This is a genomic window from Flavobacterium sp., from assembly GCF_028712645.1.
Taxonomy (GTDB): domain Bacteria; phylum Bacteroidota; class Bacteroidia; order Flavobacteriales; family Flavobacteriaceae; genus Flavobacterium.
The window spans coordinates 1-19,129 of the sequence record NZ_JAQTPQ010000035.1 but is presented as its reverse complement, the minus strand read 5'-3'; the positions used below and the strand labels follow the sequence as shown (position 1 = coordinate 19,129).

Below are 19,129 nucleotides of genomic sequence, written 5' to 3'. Positions count from 1 at the left end.
TGTGTTGTTTCGGCAAAGATAATATAAAAAATAAAACTCCGGTAATCAGCCGGAGTTTCAATCATCAATCAAAAAACGAACAGTTAATCAGACCGTCGTTAACTTTGAAATTCCAAATTCGAAAAATGTGAGATTGGAATTTAGAATTTTATTTTTGGAATTTATCCAAGATAGGTTTTTAATATTTTACTTCTTGAAGTGTGTTTCAATCTACGGATGGCTTTTTCTTTAATCTGGCGAACACGCTCGCGAGTCAGGTCAAAAGTTTCTCCTATTTCTTCTAATGTCATTGGGTGTTGATCGCCGAGACCAAAATACAAGCGAACCACGTCAGCTTCTCTTGGTGTTAATGTTTCTAAGGAACGTTCAATTTCAGTTCGCAATGATTCTTGAATTAAAGCTCGGTCTGGATTTGGCGATTCGCCTGAACGCAATACATCGTAAAGGTTTGAATCTTCTCCTTCAACAAGTGGTGCATCCATTGATAAGTGGCGACCCGAGTTTTTCATACTTTCTCTTACGTCATTCACTGTCATATCCAATTCTTTGGCAATTTCCTCAGCTGTTGGCGGTCTTTCGTTAGATTGCTCTAACAAGGCGTACATTTTGTTGATTTTATTGATAGAACCAATTTTGTTCAATGGCAAACGAACAATACGAGATTGTTCAGCCAAGGCTTGCAAAATAGATTGACGAATCCACCAAACTGCATACGAAATGAATTTGAAACCACGTGTTTCATCAAAACGTTGCGCTGCTTTTATCAATCCTAAATTTCCTTCATTAATCAAATCGGGAAGTGTTAAACCTTGATTTTGGTATTGTTTAGCTACTGAAACCACGAAACGTAAATTGGCTTTCGTTAATTTTTCTAGTGCTGCTTGATCACCAGCTTTTATTTTTTGTGCCAATTCTACCTCTTCATCGGCGGTGATAAGATCCACCTTTCCAATTTCCTGTAAATACTTGTCTAATGATGCAGTTTCACGATTGGTTACCTGCTTGGTGATTTTAAGTTGTCTCATTTTTTTGTCTCCCTAATTTTTAAGTGTACAAGTGATTATACGTAGAGGGTTTCAAAAAAGTTACAATAGTTTTAAAAATAAAATAAAATAAAAAGTAAGTGACTGTTTTTTATGAGTTTATTTGCAGCTTTTTTAGCAATAGTACTTGATTAATTTGTTTTATTTGAAGTGATTTTTATCTGGATTTAGGATGTCGTCGAATATCTTATTTAAGGATTTAATATAAATTGGGAGTCCAATAGCAAGAAAAATATATTCTTTTCTAATCACAGTTACATCTTCTAATATTATGTATAAGCTTGGTATTATGAGTATTAATGAGACAAATACTCCGATGTAAGGATTGATTATTATTTTTTGAAGTATGCTAATTAGTTTTATCATATCTGAGGGGTTATTTGATACCATAATATTGAGTTGTTATTAATTTTATGTCAAAAGTAAGTTGCTTTTCATTTATTGTAATTTAAATTGGTATGAAGGCGGTTTTTATTGTTATGAAATTTTTGAATTTATGGGTGTTGCCTATAAACAAAAAAATCTTCTCGATAGGGAGAAGATTTAAAGTGATGTAAACTATTTAATTGTAGCTTTTATGATAAAATATTCGTTTTTGTAATAAAATCTTTGTAGGTGTCGCTTAAGTTAACTTTATGATTTCCTTTGAGGATAATAAGATTATCGGATAGGATAATTTCTTCCATTTTGTCTTTGTTGACAATATAATTTCTGTGGGTTTTGATGAATTTGTCTTTGTTGAGTAGGGCGCTGATTTTCGTTAATGAAATAAGAATTACAAATTTTTCATTTTCGGTGATGATATTGCAATAACGATCTTCCACCTCTATGTAAATGATGTCCTCAAGGGAAACTTTTTTTAATGCGTTTTTCTTTTTTATAAATAGATAATCATTGCTGATTACGGTGTCTTGGTCTTCGCTTAGGAATGTATTGGTTTGTTCGTAGAATTTTTCGACAGCCATTTCTAATGCATATAGAATTTCTAATTCATTAAATGGTTTCATCAAGAAACTAAAGGGTTTGGTGAGTTTTGCTCTTTCAAAAATTTGACGGTCTTGTGAGCTAGTCAAAAATACAAATGGTTTCGATGCATTGGGAATAATATTAATAGTTTCGGCAAAGGTAATTCCGTCAGGTTTTCCATCAAGAAAAACATCGATAACAATGATGTCAATAGTTTGCGCGTAAAAAAGTTTTAAGGCATCGGTATAACTTCTGGCAACCCCTACAATGTTGTAATTGTTTGCCATCAGTACTTTGCTAAGTGCATCACTTTGCTCGGGCGTGTCCTCGATTATAAGTACATTGATATTATCCATTTTGCTCTGTTTTTGGAAACGTCAATATGATTTTTGTTCCTTTATTAAGTTCGCTTTCTATTTGAATTGTACCTCCATTTTTCTTGACCATTTGTTTGCATAATTGCATTCCTAGACCTGTTCCTATGGCTTCGGACTTTCCTTTTTTGGCTAATAATTCGTCGTCTTTTAAAATGGCTGCGATGGTGTCTTCATTCATTCCTAAGCCTGTATCCTGCAAAACAAGTTGACAAGATTCGGGATTTTCTTCTTGTATATAAAAACTGATTTTGCCGTTTTCGTTTGAAAATTTGATGGCATTGTCCAATAAATTACGAAGCACAATTTTTAACGAATCAATATCCACGAAGATAAAGCAATTTTTGGAAACTGAATTCTCAAAAGTAATAGATTTATCGAGAAGTAAGGGTTTATAGTTGTATTCTATTTGTTGTACTATCGAAAACAAATGCACTGATTCTTTATGGAAATACAATTGCTTGGTTTGCAACAATGCCCAATGCAATAAATTATCGAGCAAACTATAAGTTCCGTTGGCAATGCCGCTATTTTGAATAATTAATTGGTTCAGTTCTTCGTAATTTTTGGTTTCTAGCGTTGCCGATAATTTGGCGTTACTGGTTTTTAAAGCATTTACCGAGGAACGCAAATCGTGGCTTACGATTGAAAATAGTTGGTCTTTGGTAGCGTTTAGTTCGTCGAGTTTGTTCTTTTGAATCAGAATGATTTTGGCATTTTTAACTTTTTGAGCATAAAGATAGATGCCGGATGTTAATAGTAATAATAATCCTATTGCAGAGAAAAACAACCAATTACGCTGACTATTTTTTAGTTTGTTTTCTACTTCAAGTACTTTGATTTGCTTTTGCTTTTGGGAAACTGCAAACTTTTTCTCAAAATCAGCTACTGCCCATACTTTGTTTTGGTCGTTGACGGAATCTTTCCACTGCTCGGATTCTTTTCTATAGGCTAAAGCTTGTTTAAAGTTGTTCCTGTTTTCTTCAACTACTGCCATATTTTTTGAAGCCGTATATTTTAAATCAAGTTTATTTGTTTTATTTGATAAATCATAAGCTTTTTCGAAATAAGGAATAGCTTGTTGGTCTTTATATTGCACATAATATAGATTTGCAATGGAATTGTATGCATTATACAGATTGTCTTTGTCTTTGTCTTTTTCTTTAATTTTTAAATTTTTAATAAGGTATTCTTCTGCTTTATCATATTTTTTCAAAAAAATATACGTCATACCCAAACCTTCATAGATCTTGGACAAACTATAGGGTTGTTTTGATATTTGAGGAAATTTAAGAGCATTTTCATAATATAATCCAGCCTTTTCAAAATCTCTTAATTCTAATGAAGCACCTGCTAAAATGATTCTAGCTTGAGGGAAAAACACAAATTGATTCGAAATTTGTATCATTTCATTTTTGGTTTCTTTGTATAGTTTTTTTTCAAAAAAACTCGTCCCCCTAAAAAAATGACAATAATTGGCTATTTCGTTGTTGGGGTTTAAACTCAATTGTTTCATTGAGTATATGAGAGTAGAATCCCAATCTTGTTTTAAATAAAAAGATTGGGATTTAATGAAGTTTATTTCGGTTTTATATTCAACTGCCTTTTTTTGCAATTCCTTAGCAATAACATCATTATAGGATTTTATTTGAGAAAAAAGAAAAAAAGGAATTAAAATGAATAATAAACTAAGTTTTGCTAGCATATAAATTTGTACTAAATTAATATTTAGTAAAACTAATGAATAAATATGACTAGTTAGTTACTTCTACCACGGTTCCTCTAGATGTTTCAGGATCGATATCTTTTAGATAAGATACAATTTCGGTAAGATTACCAACAGTATCAGAAGTGTAATCTACTTCTACATACCATACATCACAAGTTTCTGGGGTAGCTTCAGAGAAATTATAGTCATAGTACATAGTCAAAGTATTTCCTGATTCTATTGGTGTTTGAACTATTGGAGGAACAGTGTCTTCTGAATTAATATATAAAGTAGCTCTAATTTTTAGTGTTAATACACCGTTTGGGTTGTAAAATTTTGCTGAAACTAAAGGGGCTACAGGATAAGTAACCGTTTCTGGACTTTGGAAAATAAATGGTTCTCCGTTGATTCGGGTGTTTTGAATAATAGTAAATGCCATAATAATTTATTTTTGTTTAAGATTATTAAGGATAAAGGTATTTTTTTTCTTTTAATAAACTATATAAATGTGTAATGTTTTTATAGTTTAATTCTCATTAAACGAAAAACCCCGTTTCAAATGAATGAAACGGGGTCTCCTATAAAGAACCTTTAGTAAACTAAGATCTGATTACTCTCTTTTTTCCTCACGTGGAGGTCTTTGTAAAAGTGCTTTTCTTGATACTTTTTCTTTGCGTGTTTTAGGGTCAATACCAAGGTATTTCACTTGGAAAACATCTCCCATATTCACTACATCCGAAACGTTTTCTGTACGTTCCCAAGCTAATTCAGAAACGTGAAGCAATACTTCGTTTCCTGGAGCAGCAGTGTATTCTACAACCGCACCAAAGTCAAGCATTTTGATTACTTTTACTTCATAAGCTTCTCCCATTTGTGGTTTGAAAGTGATCGATTGAATTTTAGCCAATACTGCTTCAATTCCTGCCGGATCTGTACCGAGAATTTCAATTACACCTTCTTCATTAACTTCATTGATAACAATAGTTGTTCCAGTAGCTTTTTGTAATTCTTGAATTACTTTTCCACCAGGTCCAATTAAAGCACCAATGAATTGACCAGGAATAGTTCTAGTGATGATTTTTGGAGCATATGTTTTTACATCTGCTTTTGGAGCGGCTAAAGTATCAGTTAGAATTCCAAGAATATGTAAACGACCATCTCTAGCTTGAGCTAAAGCTGCTTCCATAATTTCGTATTTCAATCCGTCAATTTTAATGTCCATTTGGCAAGCGGTAATTCCTTCAGAAGTTCCAGTTACCTTGAAATCCATATCTCCCAAGTGATCTTCATCACCCAGAATATCTGATAAAACTGCAAAACGCTCTCCGTCAGTAATCAATCCCATTGCAATTCCAGAAACAGGACGAATCATTTGAATTCCGGCATCCATTAATGATAATGTTCCAGCACAAACTGTAGCCATTGAAGAAGAACCATTAGATTCTAATACTTCAGAAACCACACGAATAGTATAAGGACAATCAGCAGGAATCATATTTTTCAATGCACGTTGTGCCAAGTTTCCGTGACCTACTTCTCTTCTTGAAGTTCCTCTTAAAGGACGAGCTTCACCTGTTGAGAAAGGAGGAAAGTTATAGTGTAAATAGAATCTTTCTTCTCCTTGTTCAGAAGGAGAGTCGATTTGGTTAGCTTCTCTAGAAGTTCCTAAAGTGGCTGTTGCCAATGCTTGAGTTTCCCCACGGGTAAACAATGCTGATCCGTGAACTGATGGTAAATAATCTACTTCACACCAGATTGGTCTGATTTCGGTAGTTTTTCTTCCGTCTAAACGTGTTCCTAAATCTAAGGTTACGTTACGAACAGCTTCTTTATTTGTTTTGTAAAAGTATTTAGAAACTAATTCGCCATCATTGGCTAATTCTTCTTCTGTAAATAAGGCGCGTACTTCTTCTTTTACTTCTGCAAATGAAGCAGTACGTTCTTGTTTAGATGAACCTTTGCTCGCAATAGCGTAAATTTTATCGTAAGCTGCTGCTTTTACTTTAGCGTAAATAGCCTCATCTTCTCTTTCTCCTTCGTATGTTCTTGTTTCTTTTTTTCCAAAAGCAGTTGCCAATCTTTCTTGAGCTGCAATTTGTATTTTGATATGTTCGTGAGCAAATTTGATTGCTTCCAACATTTCAGCTTCTGAGATTTCTTTCATTTCTCCTTCTACCATTGCGATAGAATCAGTTGAAGCTCCAATCATCATATCAATGTCTGATAGTTCTAATTGAGCACGACTTGGATTAACGATAAGTTTTCCATCAACTCTACCAACTCTAACTTCAGAAATCAAAGTTTCGAAAGGAATGTCAGATAAAGCTAATGCTGCTGATGCTGCCAAACCTGCTAATGCATCAGGCATAACTTCTTCATCATAAGACATTAATTGAATCATCACCTGAACTTCTGCGTGGTAATCGTCTGGGAAAAGTGGACGTAAAACACGGTCAACTAAACGCATTGTTAATACTTCGCTATCGCTTGGACGTGCTTCTCTTTTGAAGAAACCTCCAGGAAAACGACCTGCTGCTGCAAATTTTTCACGATAGTCTACCGTAAGTGGTAAAAAATCGATGCCTGGACTTGCTTTTCTTGAGGATACAACTGTTCCTAAAATAACAGTTTTTCCAATTCTTACTACTACAGAACCATCAGCTTGTTTAGCTAAACGCCCTGTCTCGATTGTGATGCTTCTGCCATCACCTAAATCGATGCTTTCTACAAATAATTGTGGAATCATAATTTTTCCTTATTTTAATTTTACATTGGTTTTTCTGCCTGTCAGCAGAATAGTTGTGTTGTTGTAGTTGTTGTGTTCCAATGAAAAACCAAACTTTTTTTAAAAACGTATTAAAACAAAAAGAGGCACTTTCGCACCTCTTAATATATTGATTATTTTCTGATATTCAATACTTTGATAATCTCACGATATCTGTTGATTTCTTTTTTCTTCAAGTAATCTAACAAAGATCTTCTTTTACCTACCAACAAAACTAGAGAACGCTCTGTGTTATAATCGTGACGATTTTTTTTCAAATGCTCAGTTAAGTGGCTAATTCTGAAAGTGAATAAAGCGATTTGTGCTTCTGCTTTTCCTGTGTTTGTTACTTCTCCGTGTTTAGCGAAGATTTCTTCTTTAACTTCTTTAGTTAAGTACATTCCAATATTATTTAAATGATTTTTATGTATATCTTACATCTATTGCAAGACGGCTGCAAAGGTAATTTTTATTTTTTGATTTGCAAGGGTTTACAAAATAAAAACTTAATTCAACCCAGGTTTAATTGCTATTGGGATGGAATAAGTGCATCTCCTTTTTTTTCCGCGTTGTTCCCCAGGAATCCAATCTCCATAACTTAACAATACTCTAATTGCTTCATCGTCTAGGGTTTTGTATAAGCTTCTAATTATTTTTGTCTCTATTATTTTTCCTTCTTTATCAATAACAAATCCTATGATAATAGTGCCATTTAAATTTCCTAAATTCAGTGGAATTCTCATTTTACGCCCAATATAACGATAAAAATCTTCCATTCCCTTTTTTGGTTTTGGATATACATCTAATTCTTTATATTCAAAAGGCTGATTGTTTTCTTCAAATCGGGAGCCTGAAATAAATTTTCCGTTTTCATATTTTTCTTTAAATCGATATTTTTCCATTCTAGAAACACCTTCCCAAATACTATCTTTTACTCCGTTTTTTAAACGACCTTGCGAATAAGAATTTTCATTGTTATCTTCAAAAAATCCATTACCATTTACAATTGTTTGAATATTGTTTTTGTCCCAATAACTTTTTACTTTTAATGAGTTGTGTTTGTCTTTTTCTTCAATATATTCTGCTTCTAATTTCTTGTTTCCATTTTCATAAAGTTCGAAATAGCTTCCAATTAGTTCTCCTTTTTTATAGTTTGAAACTATTCTTTTTTTGCCACTCTCAAAATATTGAATAGACATACCAGTTTGTTTAAGACTATTTTTAGACTCTGTAGTTCCTTGTGTTTTAATTTTTCCTGATTTGTAATAATCAAAAAATGAATAGGTTTCTTTTTCTGAATAATAATCCTTAATAACTCTCATGTATTTATAATCTTTATCCATTGTTTCGTGTGATAATGAGTCTAAAAAGATGACTTTATCTAGTTTGGCTTGTGAATAAAAATAGGTTGGAATTAAGAATAAAATTGCGAGAATGGTTTTTGATTTCATAAAAAAAGGATTTTTTTGGCATAAATATATTGATTTATAAAACACGTAGCTATTTATGAAATAATAAATACTCAAAATCATTATTACGTATTGAAATGGGTATTTATTAGCGAAAACTATTACTTCTCTAAAAAATAAATAATTAAACATAGGATTGAACCTAATTTAAATCGATTCTATCTTGTGAATATTTGATGATTGAATTAAAAAAATTACTTACATTTACATAGAGTTTTTAGAATTTAGTTAACTTAACACCAGTGAATTATGAAAAAAATATTTACTTTTATTCTGTTTGTTGCGTTACTTTCAAATGCTTCAGCACAAATCTTGACTCGAAGTGAAAATTGGCCCAATGTCAATTGGACTGTAAGTGGAACTTATACAACTGCAGCGGTTGTTTTTAACCCTACGGTAGATGCTCAATTTAAGTATGATGCAGCATTGGCAATTCCTCTTGGAGGATCTGCAACTGTATTTATTGAATCACCCGTTTTTAGTTTAAAAACAGCTTTTGACGGTGGTGAAAAAGCTTTTAAAATCGATGTAAACATTGCTTATCAAACCTCAGCAAATGATGCATTATCATTTCAATATTGGGATGCAGACTCCAGTACATGGATAATGCCTCCTGACGGAAGTGCTCCGGCCGATACAGCAGGAGATTTTGCGAGTTGTACCAAAATCCTCGTGGATATTTCTTTAGATTTTTCGGGATTTACCACTAATCAGTTGACGAATTTCCGTTATCGCTTTGTAATAAATGATGCTGGTGGTCAGGTTGCTGGTGTTTGTCTGGATTCTCCAATTCTTAACACATTTTCTTGTTTGCCTCCTACTAATCTGACAGCTACAAATATTGGATTAACAAATGCTACACTTGATTGGACTAGCAGCGGAACAAATTTCGAAATCGAATACGGTTTGCAAGGATTTACATTAGGAACAGGAATGTTTCAACAAAGTAGTACGCCTCCACTCGGGTTATCAGGTTTGACTTCTGGAATCACGTATGATTTTTATGTTAGGGATAATTGCAGTAATAGTCAGGCAGTAAAAAGCTCTTGGGCTGGACCACAATCTTTTACCACAACTTCGCTTGGACTCGAAGAGCAAGCACTTAAGGGGTTCAAATTGTATCCAAATCCAACAAAGAACATAATTTCAATGGATTCGGAAAAAGTTTTAAATGAAGTAAAAGTATTTAACCTTGCAGGTAAAGAATTGATGAAGTTGAAGCCAAACAAAGCTCAAACAAATGTAGATTTGTCAGCATTGGCCTCTGGTTTTTATTTTATAAAAGTAACCACCGATTCAGATTCTGGAACTTATAAAGTTCTAAAAAATTAAGAAATTGTTTTTAACTAACTAGAATTAAGGCTGTCTGAAAAGTAATTTTTGGACAGTCTTTTCAATTTATGGGGTTTGACTAAAACAACTTTGCCACTTCACTATTCACAAACTCCAAAAAGCGTTCATCGGCTTTATTAAATGGATCTAGTACGTGACTATCAATATCTATTTATTTGTCCAATGTTTTTGCCATTTACAAAAAAGGGTATCACAATTTCTGGATTTACTTTGAGACCATATGCGATAGAAAAGTTTTAATTTTACTTTTCTACCAATGAAAAAGCTTTTTTTAATAGAGAAGGTGTGCAAAGTGTGGTAAAAACTCCCATTATGACCAACATTGAAAATATTTCTATTGAAATAATTCCAGCTTTATAAGCAATATTGGCAATCACAAGTTCCATAATTCCTCTTGCATTAAGTCCGATTCCAATGGCTAATGCAGTGTTGTGATTAAGTTTTGCCAATCGACTTCCAATATATCCACCAATTACTTTTGATGAAAAGGAAGTCAAAATAATTAGGAATAGAAGTCCGTAATCATTAATTGAGGAAAATTGAAATTCAAGACCAATGCCTGCAAAAAATATTGGTGCTAGGAAACCAATTGTCATTCCGTTTGTAGTATTATGAATGGTATTTAAATGTTTTTCGCCAACCAATTCTTTAGAAATCAACATTGAAGCAAAAAAAGCACCAATTATAAAATGCAATCCAATACTTTCAGTTATAGAGGCAAAGATTAAAATAAAAACAAAAAAGATGGCAAATAGCGATTCTTTCCCTTTCAAAAGCCCTAAAAGATTGTTTAATTTGTTTTGAATTAAATTTTCTTTTTGCGAAAATCGTTGTATGAGTTTATAGGAAACGATAATTAATAAAACAAAGGAACTTAATTTTAAAACTGTAAAAACTATAGTCTTGATGATGTTGATAAACGTTGGCTCAACATTGGTTAAATCTAATATAATTCCTAAAATAGTAAGAGCCAAAATATCATCAAAAACGGCTATCGAAATTATTTTTTGTCCTAAGGAAGTGTTGAGTTTTCCAAAATCCATCAAAATTCTAATACTCACTGGTAATGCCGTAATTGCTATGCAAAGCCCGATGAAAATAGTTGCCATTTCGTCTAAATGATAAAAATGACCTACTGCAATTCCCGACAAAAAAGGGATAAAAAAAGCAAGTAAAGAAATCAGGATGTTTTTGCCTTTTGATGATTTAACAATTCCCTCAATATTTATTTCTAATCCAGCAATGATAATTAATAAAAACACCCCTAATTCTGAAATTACTTTTAATTCTTCGGTTCTGTGAATGAAATTAAAAACGGAAGGACCAAGCATAATTCCTGCTATAATTTCACCTATCATTGCAGGTTGTTTAAGACGTTCCATTATTTCGCCAAAAAAACGGGCTAAAGCTAGTAATAATAGTAAACTTGCAAAAAAAGGAAGTTCAAAATGAGGTAAATTAAATCCCATATAACAGTAATTTTTGGTTTGAAAATCGAGTCAAATGTATGTAAAATAACTTAAGGTTTGTAATATTAAAATAATTTAGAAACCTCTTGATTCACAAACTCCAAAAAGCGTTCATCGGCTTTATTAAATGGATCTAGTACGTGACTATCAATATCTATTTGTCCAATGTTTTTGCCATTTACAAAAAGGGGTACCACGATTTCTGACTTCACTGTAAAACTGCAAGCTATATAATTGCCCTGTGCGGCAACATCTGGAACCACAAAATTTTTATTAGAAACTGCTACTTGTCCGCAAATACCCTTCCCAAAAGGAATAACTGTATGATCAGTTTCTGCTCCAACATAAGGTCCAAGAATTAATTCCTCTTTTTTGCCGTTTCGAAAATAAAAACCTACCCAGTTATAGTAGTCAATGGAGTTTTTTAGAAGGGCACAAATTTCTAACAACTTTTCTTCTCTAGAAATTAAGGAATTTGAAGTAATTTCGGTTACTTTTGGTTTTAAATTTTCGAATGTCATTTTCTTGTATTTTTTGTAAAAGTATTTAAATGTGGTGATTCAATTTTATTTAAATTTGTTAAAAGTTTCATTTTGAAAAAATATTTCATTCTCTATAAACCCTTTCTTGTTTTTTTAGGCAAATTTTTGTTGACTTATTTGCTTTTGACTTTTGTTTATGAAAGTTACCTCGGTCAATTTGATACCAAGAAATTTGAGTTGGATGGATTTACACAATCGGTCGCAAAACAGTCGAAGGATGTTTTGGTGTTTTTTAATTACGATGCTGCTATTGCTCCTAATGCCAAAGAATCTGGAATGAATTTGTTCTACAATCAAAAATTGATGGCGCGAATTATAGAAGGTTGTAACGGTTTGAGCGTAATTATTCTGTTTATTTCGTTCATAATTGCATTTTCAGGAAAACTAAAACCAACCATTTTATATAGCATTGGAGGAAGTTTGCTCATTCATATTCTGAATGTTTTTCGAATCTCTTTGTTGTGTGTTTTAATGTATTATTTTCCAAAACGAGAACACATTCTACACGGAGTTTTTTTTCCGTTGTTTATCTATGGAGTTATTTTTATGTTGTGGATAATTTGGGTTAATAAATTTTCAAAATATGCTACGAAAACTATTCAATCATAAAGTTAGAATTACATTAGCTATGTTGTTTGTTGTCTTACTGGTTATGGTTCGAGCCTACGAGGATGATTTGTTTTATGACCCTTTTCTGAATTATTTTAAATCAGATTATTATAATTTGACTTTGCCTGAAATTGATACTATTCAATTGTTTCTCGGATTATTTTTTAGATATTTTTTAAATGCAATACTTTCTTTAGGTGTAATTTATGTCTTGTTTAAAGATTTTGAAGCTCTTAAATTTGCTTCGATATTGTATCTGTTATTTTTTGTAATTCTTATTATTGCCTTCTTTTTTGTGCTTTCTTATTTTGGTGAAGCTAATAAAATGACCTTATTTTATATTCGAAGATTTCTAATTCAACCTCTTTTTTTACTGTTGTTCCTTCCTGCTTTTTATTATCAAAAGCAAACTAAGTAATTAGAAAGATATACTGTCGCAATATAAAAATACGACAACAATTATAAGCTACGTGAAGAATTAATCTGTGCTAATCTGTGAAATTCTATCTAACTCTTTTTTTAATCTGTGTAAATCTGTGAAATCCGTGGCAAAAAAAAACAGTTAGCTACTCTTTGTCAAAGTCCAACCACTTTCTTTAAATCTGTGGCAAACAAATTTAGGACTTCATAAAACACAACATTAAATTTTAGCTATTACTTAAGTAAGTTTTTCGTATCTTTATTAGCCCTTTGATTTGATAACCATTCAATCACTTACTAATGAAAATTGTAAAGCATTCTGGAAATATTGTTGAATACAGCCCGACAAAACTAAAGCAATCCTTATTGAAATCTGGTGCGAGCCAAATGGTAGTCTCATCTATTTTGAAAACTATCGAAAAAGAAATTTACGAGGGAATTTCGACCAAGCAAATCTACAAGATGGCTTTCAGCTTGCTAAAAAAAATAGCAAGTTCACACGCTGCACGATACAATTTAAAAGAAGCGATTAGATTATTAGGACCAGCAGGTTTTTTCTTCGAAAAATATATTGCCAGACTTTTTGTCTCAGAAAATTATCAAACCATAACTAATTTGACTTTGCAAGGAAAATGTGTTTCGCATGAAATTGATGTTTTGATTAAAAAGAATGACATTATCGCTATGATTGAATGTAAATTTCACATGGGAAAAGATGCCAATTCTGATGTGAAAGTTCCAATGTATATTTTGTCAAGGTTTAATGATTTGAAAGAAAATCGGCATACTATTTTCACAAGAAATGATTTTATTTCAAAGTGTTGGATTGCTACAAATAATCGTTTCACGTCCGATGCTATCGAATTTGCACGATGCTCTAAACTGAATTTATTAAGCTGGAATTATCCTGAAAACAATAATTTAAAAACCAAGAATGATACCCATCACCTTTATCCGGTGACTTGTATGACCACTTTGTCTCTTGCCGAAAAAGATAAATTATTGGTTATGGACGTGATTTTGGTAAAAGAAGTGATTAACAATTCGGAATGTTTAGAAAAAATTGGATTGAGTTCCAATCGAATTAAAAACGTCTTGAAAGAGGCTTCGGAATTATGTGAGTACATTTAAAATTTCGAATTTCCATTAATTTAAAATCAAAAAAAATGAAAATTAAATTTATTGGCGGAGCAGGAACCGTAACAGGTTCGAAGACATTAGTTGAAAGCAATGGTGTCAGGATTTTGATAGATTGTGGGCAATTTCAAGGTATTAAACCTTTGCGGGAACTCAATTGGGAACCCTTGCCTATTTTACCTTCAAACATAGATTTTGTGTTGCTAACTCACGGACATTTAGATCATTGTGGTTGGTTGCCAAGATTAGTAAATCAAGGTTTTAAAGGAAAAATTTATTGTACGAGTCCAACAAAAGACGTTGCACAATTGATTCTTTTAGACAGTGCTAAAATTCAGGAAGAAGAAGCAGAAAAAACGAATCAGGGACACTATTCCAAACACGAAATTGCCCAGCCACTTTACACGGTGAAACAAGCCGAACAAGTTTTTCCGCTTTTTAGAGTGATTAAAACCAATGAAAAAATTGATTTGGATGCTGAAATTTCCGCTGTTTTTACAAATGCTGGACATATTATTGGAGCTTGCACTATCGAATTAAATTTAGAAAATAAAATCTTGGTTTTCTCAGGAGATATTGGTCGGGATAATGATGTGTTGATGTATCCTCCAACAAAACCTAAAAAAGCAGATTATATATTTATGGAAAGTACTTACGGAAACCGACTTCATCCCGAAACTGATGCCAAGGCAGAACTTGAAATGTATATCAATAACACGGTCGAAAAAGGAGGAACAATCATCATTCCGAGTTTTGCTGTCGAACGTGCACAAACTGTGATGTATTTGCTGTGGCAACTTAAAAATGAAGGTAAAATTCCCAATATTCCTTATATAATTGATACTCCAATGGGAATAAAAGTGCTGGATATTTTTGAAAATAATAGAAAATGGCATCAATTACCCGAACATGAATATGTTGCTATGTGTAAAATGTTTTCAATGATTTCTAATTACCAGGAAACCATTGATACCATATATGACCAACAACCCAAAGTGGTTATTGCAGCGAGCGGAATGATTACTGGTGGAAGGGTTTTGAGTTATTTAGAACGTTATATTGGCTTGCCAGAAACTACGATAATCATCATTGGTTACCAAGCCGAAGGAACACGTGGTAGAAAATTATTGGAAGGTGCTAAAGAAACTAAAATATACGGGAAATATTATGAAGTAAAAGCTACTATTTTAGAAATCGAAGGCTTGTCTGCTCACGGTGATCAAAACGATTTGCTTAATTGGCTTTCTGCTTTGGAAAATAAACCTACAAAAGTATTCTTGGTTCACGGAGAAAATCAGGCTTTAGATGAACTTCGGATAAAGATCACTGAAAGATATGAATTTGATTGTTCCGTTCCTTTGATGGGGCAAGAGTTCGATATTTAAAACACACAAGACTTGATACTATTAAATATTTATTAAAAAACTGGAAATCCATAGTCTTAATAGTGCAGTTTTGCTAAATTATAATTACTTTCACAACCAAAAATTTCTAAAATAGGTTTATGCATAATTTTGATTGGAAACAATTAGTAAATCCAGAGTTCTATATTTTATTAGAATTTAGTGGCGTTAAAATAGGGTTGTTTGTTTTGCTTTTTATAATTTTTGCCGAGACAGGATTGTTTGCAGGTTTTTTTCTGCCTGGAGATAGTTTGTTGTTTTTGGCGGGGATTTATAGCGAGTTGTTGACAAGACAAATTTCGGTAGGAAATGATTTTTTTAATCTAGTAATTCTGTCTTCGTTGGTTTCCTTGGTAGGTATTTTTGGTAATATGGTTGGTTACTGGTTTGGAGTAAAAGGCGGAACCTATCTTTATAATAAGGAAGATACTTTCTGGTTTAAAGAAAAATATCTTTTGCAATCAAGAGATTTCTTCGAAAAATATGGAGGAAAGGCAATTATTTTCGCTCGTTTTTTACCCATTTTCAGAACTTTTGCGCCAATAGTGGCCGGAATTGCGGGAATGGATAAAAAGAAATTTATGTTTTATAATATTTTGAGTTCTATTCTATGGTCTTTTGCCATGATTTTTGCAGGTCATTATTTGTCTGCTTTGTTTATGGATAAATTCAATATTGATTTGAAAAGCCATATCGAATATATAGTCATAGGAATTGTTTTTGTGACCACTGCTCCTGTTTTATGGAAGCTTTTGAAAAAGAGAGTTCATATATAAAATTAGAATTTGATATAAAAAAAATCCGAAGCTATAAACTTCGGATTTTTTGTGTGTAGCATTTGTTGTAAGTCATAGTTCTGTTACTGGAATTTTTTTAATTTCTGAAATTAATTGTCCGTCCACTGAAAATCCTTCAATTAAAACCTGAATTTCTTTTTGATTGCCTTTAGGAAACTTAATTTCATAATTCGGATTGTCTTTTATCGAGATGTTTGGAGACCAATTTAAAGTGCCGAAGTAATCCAATTCTTTTTGAGTTCCAAATGCCGTAATTTTATAAGGATCACTCTTGGTAAATCCTTTTGTTAGAAGGAGATAGTTTAGCTTTGATTTCTCTAAATCTTTTCGAATGTTACTTTTTAGATACACTTTTATAACTTCCTTACCTCCAAAACTAGAAGTCCCCATTTTATCAAAATATATTTCGTCAATTTCGCTGATGCTATAAACGGTTAGCAAATTCAAATCAGGCAACAACATATCGTTAATAAATACTTCTGGCGAATCATTCTTTCCCCCAAAAACATTTCTGTAACTTCTAATATAGACCGAGTGTATGGTGTCAGTTCCTACTTGATATCCGTTTCTACCTATGAAATCTAGTAGTGAACCAATTTCTTTTTCGTCAATTTTGAAAGCTGTGGCAAAAGAATTTCCCTCTTTATGAATGAGTTTTTTCTTTTTGTAACTATTTTTAATGGTTATGCTTTCTAAATTGACAATTTTCCCCCCTAAATTATTAAAAGTAAAAATTTCTTCGGTCTTTTTCAAAGAAGGGCAGCTGTTTTGTTCCCAATTTATTGGTAATGAATAAATGGTGTCGAGTGTTGAAACGGAAATAGTTATTGGGGTTTTTAAAACTTCATTTTTTTCATTCGTCATTTTTATAAAAAAGGCAGTTGAATCTTGTGCAAAGATGTTTTTAAATTCGTATTCGTTGTTTTTGTCAAGTATTGTTTCGTTAAAAATGTTGTTTTTTGGAGAAATTAACGAGATTTTGTATTTAGAATTAGGATTTAATTTTTTGTTTACTTTGACTTTTATGGTAACTCCTTGTGAAAAATAAGCCATTTTTTCACTAGAATTCGATTTAATGTTGTTCCAAAGGTATTTGTTTTGAGGCTGATTGAGTAGCAATAGTTCTATATCTTGTTTTCGAGTTTTATTCTCAGTATCAAAGTAAGAGTAGGTTTCTGTTTCTGGTTGATTCAAATAGGAATTCAAATAAAATGTTCCGATGATGGATTGGTTTTGGGCTGTGCCAATGTTTAATTCAGGGAGTACGCTGATACTTAAATGGGCTTCTTTAATGTCGGTTTTTCCAATGAGACTGATGCTGTCATTCTTGATCGTCTTTGCCTCAAGGGTTGTTATTGGTTTTGAATTGGTATCTATAAAGATTAAACGTTCGGCAACTTCGTTTAGATCCTCATCAATCACCCGGATGGTATTGACTCCTTCTAATAAATTTAGTTTACTGAAGCTAATCATTTGTTCTGGTTGATTATTGCTAAAGGAAAATTCTTTTTGGACTAAATTTCCATTTTGATGAACGATAAGATTCAATTTTTTGTTTTGGTATAATGCAATTCCGGCACTATTTGTTTTTACAACAATGGCTAATATGTTATTAGGTAAATTATTATTATAACTTATGACGAGACCAGCATTTTGTACTTTAGGCAACACTTGTGAGAGGTTTATTTTTTCAGATTTAATTTTCACAAAATAGGTTTCGTCTGCATTAGGAATGAAATAAAAATTTCCGTTTCCCGTCGCATTTGTGTTAAATACAGCAATTTCGTTTGATTTTGAATCTACTACTGTTCCACCATGAATTTCAATTCCTTTTTTATTGCAGTCTGTTACTTGTATTCCTATTCTATTGCTGATTTCATTGAGGATTATACCTCCTTCTGGGAAAACGGTTATTTTTGTGGTTTCCCAAACAGGTTCTTTGGATTTTATATGATAAGGCTCATTTTTGTTTATGATTTCAACGGTTTGAATAAAGGATTCGTCTTCAATAAAGTTATTCATCCAATTGGTGTAAAAATGAAAATAGTATTTGCCAGAAGTAAATTTTTCATTCAAATGAATTACGCCATCAAAACTCCCTATGTTGGAAAAGAGTATTTGTTTTTGGATGATTTTCTTTTGTTCATCATAAATAACTAATTGTACATTGGTTGTGTTTATGAAAGGAATGCTACGATTTTTGTTAAATACATATCCCTTAAAAGCAATGTCTTCATTGTTGACATAAATGGTTTTGTTGAACTGAACGTGAATGCTTTCTCTCTCTTTAGAAAAATAGGTTTCAACTAGGGTTATAATTTTTTCTGGAATAGTGGCAGTTTGAGAAAAGGACTTGGTAAATAATAGTAAGCAACAAATTGTAAGACTGAATTTCATTTGTAAAATTATTTGGATTTTTTGTTTAATTAGCTTTAACTAAAATATATTTTTAAGCAGGCTTTTATTTACAAATTAGTCCACATAAATTATGTCAAAAAACCGTTTACTTTTTGGTAAACGGTTTTTGAAAATATAGTTTGTAATGTTACATCATTCCCGGCATCCCGCCACCCATAGGCATTGCGCTACCATTATCTTCTTTGATTTCTACCAAAGCACATTCGGTAGTCAATATCATTCCAGCAACTGAAGAAGCATTTTCTAATGCTACACGAGTCACTTTTTTAGGATCGATAATTCCTGCTTTTAGCATATCAACATATTCATCAGTTTTGGCATTATAACCAAAATCACCTTTTCCTTCAGCAACTTTTGCAACAACAACTGAACCTTCAAGACCTGCATTTTCGACAATTGTTCTCAATGGAGATTCAACTGCGCGAGAGACAATTTGAATTCCTGTTGCTTCGTCAGCATTGTCGGCTTTTATTTCTTTAAGAGCATTTTTAGCTCTTAATAAAGCAACACCGCCTCCAGCAACAATTCCTTCTTCAACAGCAGCACGAGTAGCGTGAAGAGCATCGTCAACCCAGTCTTTTTTCTCTTTCATTTCAACTTCAGAAGCTGCTCCTACATAAAGAACTGCAACTCCACCAGCTAATTTAGCCAAACGTT

The 19,129-nt window shown here is 32.3% G+C and carries 17 protein-coding genes and 1 pseudogene; 6 read left to right on the top strand and 12 right to left on the bottom strand.

Annotated features, from left to right (window positions below):
- Positions 1-161: 161 nt before the first annotated feature.
- From PHC28_RS04455 to PHC28_RS04425, 7 genes are all read right to left on the bottom strand, one after another.
- Positions 162-1,025, bottom strand: a complete 864-nt coding sequence (locus PHC28_RS04455; RefSeq protein WP_300096781.1) for a sigma-70 family RNA polymerase sigma factor — start codon at positions 1,023-1,025, stop codon at positions 162-164.
- A 593-nt stretch (positions 1,026-1,618) separates the two neighbouring features.
- Positions 1,619-2,365, bottom strand: coding sequence for a LytTR family DNA-binding domain-containing protein (locus tag PHC28_RS04450; protein WP_300096780.1), 747 nt, complete (start codon positions 2,363-2,365; stop codon positions 1,619-1,621).
- Positions 2,358-4,088, bottom strand: a complete 1,731-nt coding sequence (locus PHC28_RS04445) for a tetratricopeptide repeat-containing sensor histidine kinase (protein WP_300096779.1) — start codon at positions 4,086-4,088, stop codon at positions 2,358-2,360. Before PHC28_RS04445 ends, PHC28_RS04450 begins: the two co-directional genes overlap by 8 nt.
- Positions 4,089-4,137: 49 nt before the next feature.
- Positions 4,138-4,530: a hypothetical protein gene (locus PHC28_RS04440; RefSeq protein ID WP_300096778.1), complete on the bottom strand. Its 393-nt coding sequence runs from the start codon at positions 4,528-4,530 to the stop codon at positions 4,138-4,140.
- Positions 4,531-4,701: 171 nt separating this feature from the next.
- The gene (locus tag PHC28_RS04435) at positions 4,702-6,837 is read right to left on the bottom strand and encodes a polyribonucleotide nucleotidyltransferase (RefSeq protein WP_300096777.1); all 2,136 of its coding nucleotides are present in this window, start codon (positions 6,835-6,837) and stop codon (positions 4,702-4,704) included.
- A 152-nt stretch (positions 6,838-6,989) separates the two neighbouring features.
- Positions 6,990-7,256, bottom strand: a complete 267-nt coding sequence (rpsO, locus tag PHC28_RS04430) for a 30S ribosomal protein S15 (protein ID WP_300096776.1) — start codon at positions 7,254-7,256, stop codon at positions 6,990-6,992.
- Positions 7,257-7,361: 105 nt separating this feature from the next.
- A complete protein-coding gene (locus PHC28_RS04425; protein ID WP_300096775.1) occupies positions 7,362-8,306 on the bottom strand; it encodes an energy transducer TonB in 945 nt (314 codons plus the stop codon).
- Positions 8,307-8,573: 267 nt separating this feature from the next.
- Between PHC28_RS04425 and PHC28_RS04420 the strand changes: the two genes are divergently transcribed.
- Entirely contained in the window at positions 8,574-9,656 is a 1,083-nt protein-coding gene (locus tag PHC28_RS04420) for a T9SS type A sorting domain-containing protein (protein ID WP_300096774.1), read from the top strand.
- 79 nt (positions 9,657-9,735) lie between these two features.
- Here PHC28_RS04420 and PHC28_RS04415 read toward each other — a convergent pair.
- The 3 genes and pseudogenes from PHC28_RS04415 to PHC28_RS04405 all read right to left on the bottom strand — a co-directional run.
- Positions 9,736-9,877 (bottom strand): annotated as a pseudogene (locus PHC28_RS04415) (GAF domain-containing protein); the annotation flags it as partial.
- Between the two features lie 42 nt (positions 9,878-9,919).
- On the bottom strand, positions 9,920-11,146 hold the full coding sequence (locus PHC28_RS04410; RefSeq protein WP_300096773.1) for a cation:proton antiporter: 1,227 nt from the start codon (positions 11,144-11,146) through the stop codon (positions 9,920-9,922).
- Positions 11,147-11,211: 65 nt separating this feature from the next.
- Complete coding sequence (locus PHC28_RS04405) at positions 11,212-11,667, bottom strand: GAF domain-containing protein (RefSeq protein ID WP_300096772.1); 456 nt, start codon at positions 11,665-11,667, stop codon at positions 11,212-11,214.
- A 72-nt stretch (positions 11,668-11,739) separates the two neighbouring features.
- Between PHC28_RS04405 and xrtF the strand changes: the two genes are divergently transcribed.
- From xrtF to PHC28_RS04380, 5 genes are all read left to right on the top strand, one after another.
- Complete coding sequence (gene xrtF, locus PHC28_RS04400) at positions 11,740-12,297, top strand: exosortase family protein XrtF (RefSeq protein WP_300096771.1); 558 nt, start codon at positions 11,740-11,742, stop codon at positions 12,295-12,297.
- On the top strand, positions 12,272-12,715 hold the full coding sequence (locus PHC28_RS04395) for an exosortase F system-associated protein (RefSeq protein WP_300096770.1): 444 nt from the start codon (positions 12,272-12,274) through the stop codon (positions 12,713-12,715). Before xrtF ends, PHC28_RS04395 begins: the two co-directional genes overlap by 26 nt.
- A gap of 302 nt (positions 12,716-13,017) precedes the next feature.
- On the top strand, positions 13,018-13,848 hold the full coding sequence (locus PHC28_RS04390) for an ATP cone domain-containing protein (RefSeq protein WP_300096769.1): 831 nt from the start codon (positions 13,018-13,020) through the stop codon (positions 13,846-13,848).
- A 35-nt stretch (positions 13,849-13,883) separates the two neighbouring features.
- Complete coding sequence (locus PHC28_RS04385; protein ID WP_300096768.1) at positions 13,884-15,239, top strand: MBL fold metallo-hydrolase RNA specificity domain-containing protein; 1,356 nt, start codon at positions 13,884-13,886, stop codon at positions 15,237-15,239.
- Between the two features lie 119 nt (positions 15,240-15,358).
- The gene (locus PHC28_RS04380; protein ID WP_300096767.1) at positions 15,359-16,033 is read left to right on the top strand and encodes a DedA family protein; all 675 of its coding nucleotides are present in this window, start codon (positions 15,359-15,361) and stop codon (positions 16,031-16,033) included.
- Positions 16,034-16,105: 72 nt separating this feature from the next.
- Here the strand turns inward: PHC28_RS04380 and PHC28_RS04375 are convergent, their stop codons facing one another.
- Positions 16,106-18,451 (bottom strand): hypothetical protein, encoded by a 2,346-nt coding sequence (locus PHC28_RS04375; protein ID WP_300096766.1) that lies wholly within the window; start codon positions 18,449-18,451, stop codon positions 16,106-16,108.
- Between the two features lie 148 nt (positions 18,452-18,599).
- The coding region (locus PHC28_RS04370) for a TCP-1/cpn60 chaperonin family protein (protein ID WP_300096765.1) at positions 18,600-19,129 on the bottom strand (530 nt) is incomplete at its 5' end.

Excerpts from the sequence above, each read along its gene's own strand:
- PHC28_RS04455 (WP_300096781.1), bottom strand. The coding sequence starts at position 1,025 with ATGAGACAACTTAAAATCACCAAGCAGGTAACCAATCGTGAAACTGCA.
- PHC28_RS04450 (WP_300096780.1), bottom strand. The coding sequence starts at position 2,365 with ATGGATAATATCAATGTACTTATAATCGAGGACACGCCCGAGCAAAGT.
- PHC28_RS04445 (WP_300096779.1), bottom strand. The coding sequence starts at position 4,088 with ATGCTAGCAAAACTTAGTTTATTATTCATTTTAATTCCTTTTTTTCTT.
- PHC28_RS04440 (WP_300096778.1), bottom strand. The coding sequence starts at position 4,530 with ATGGCATTTACTATTATTCAAAACACCCGAATCAACGGAGAACCATTT.
- PHC28_RS04435 (WP_300096777.1), bottom strand. The coding sequence starts at position 6,837 with ATGATTCCACAATTATTTGTAGAAAGCATCGATTTAGGTGATGGCAGA.
- rpsO (WP_300096776.1), bottom strand. The coding sequence starts at position 7,256 with ATGTACTTAACTAAAGAAGTTAAAGAAGAAATCTTCGCTAAACACGGA.
- PHC28_RS04425 (WP_300096775.1), bottom strand. The coding sequence starts at position 8,306 with ATGAAATCAAAAACCATTCTCGCAATTTTATTCTTAATTCCAACCTAT.
- PHC28_RS04420 (WP_300096774.1), top strand. The coding sequence starts at position 8,574 with ATGAAAAAAATATTTACTTTTATTCTGTTTGTTGCGTTACTTTCAAAT.
- PHC28_RS04410 (WP_300096773.1), bottom strand. The coding sequence starts at position 11,146 with ATGGGATTTAATTTACCTCATTTTGAACTTCCTTTTTTTGCAAGTTTA.
- PHC28_RS04405 (WP_300096772.1), bottom strand. The coding sequence starts at position 11,667 with ATGACATTCGAAAATTTAAAACCAAAAGTAACCGAAATTACTTCAAAT.
- PHC28_RS04395 (WP_300096770.1), top strand. The coding sequence starts at position 12,272 with ATGCTACGAAAACTATTCAATCATAAAGTTAGAATTACATTAGCTATG.
- PHC28_RS04390 (WP_300096769.1), top strand. The coding sequence starts at position 13,018 with ATGAAAATTGTAAAGCATTCTGGAAATATTGTTGAATACAGCCCGACA.
- PHC28_RS04385 (WP_300096768.1), top strand. The coding sequence starts at position 13,884 with ATGAAAATTAAATTTATTGGCGGAGCAGGAACCGTAACAGGTTCGAAG.
- PHC28_RS04380 (WP_300096767.1), top strand. The coding sequence starts at position 15,359 with ATGCATAATTTTGATTGGAAACAATTAGTAAATCCAGAGTTCTATATT.
- PHC28_RS04375 (WP_300096766.1), bottom strand. The coding sequence starts at position 18,451 with ATGAAATTCAGTCTTACAATTTGTTGCTTACTATTATTTACCAAGTCC.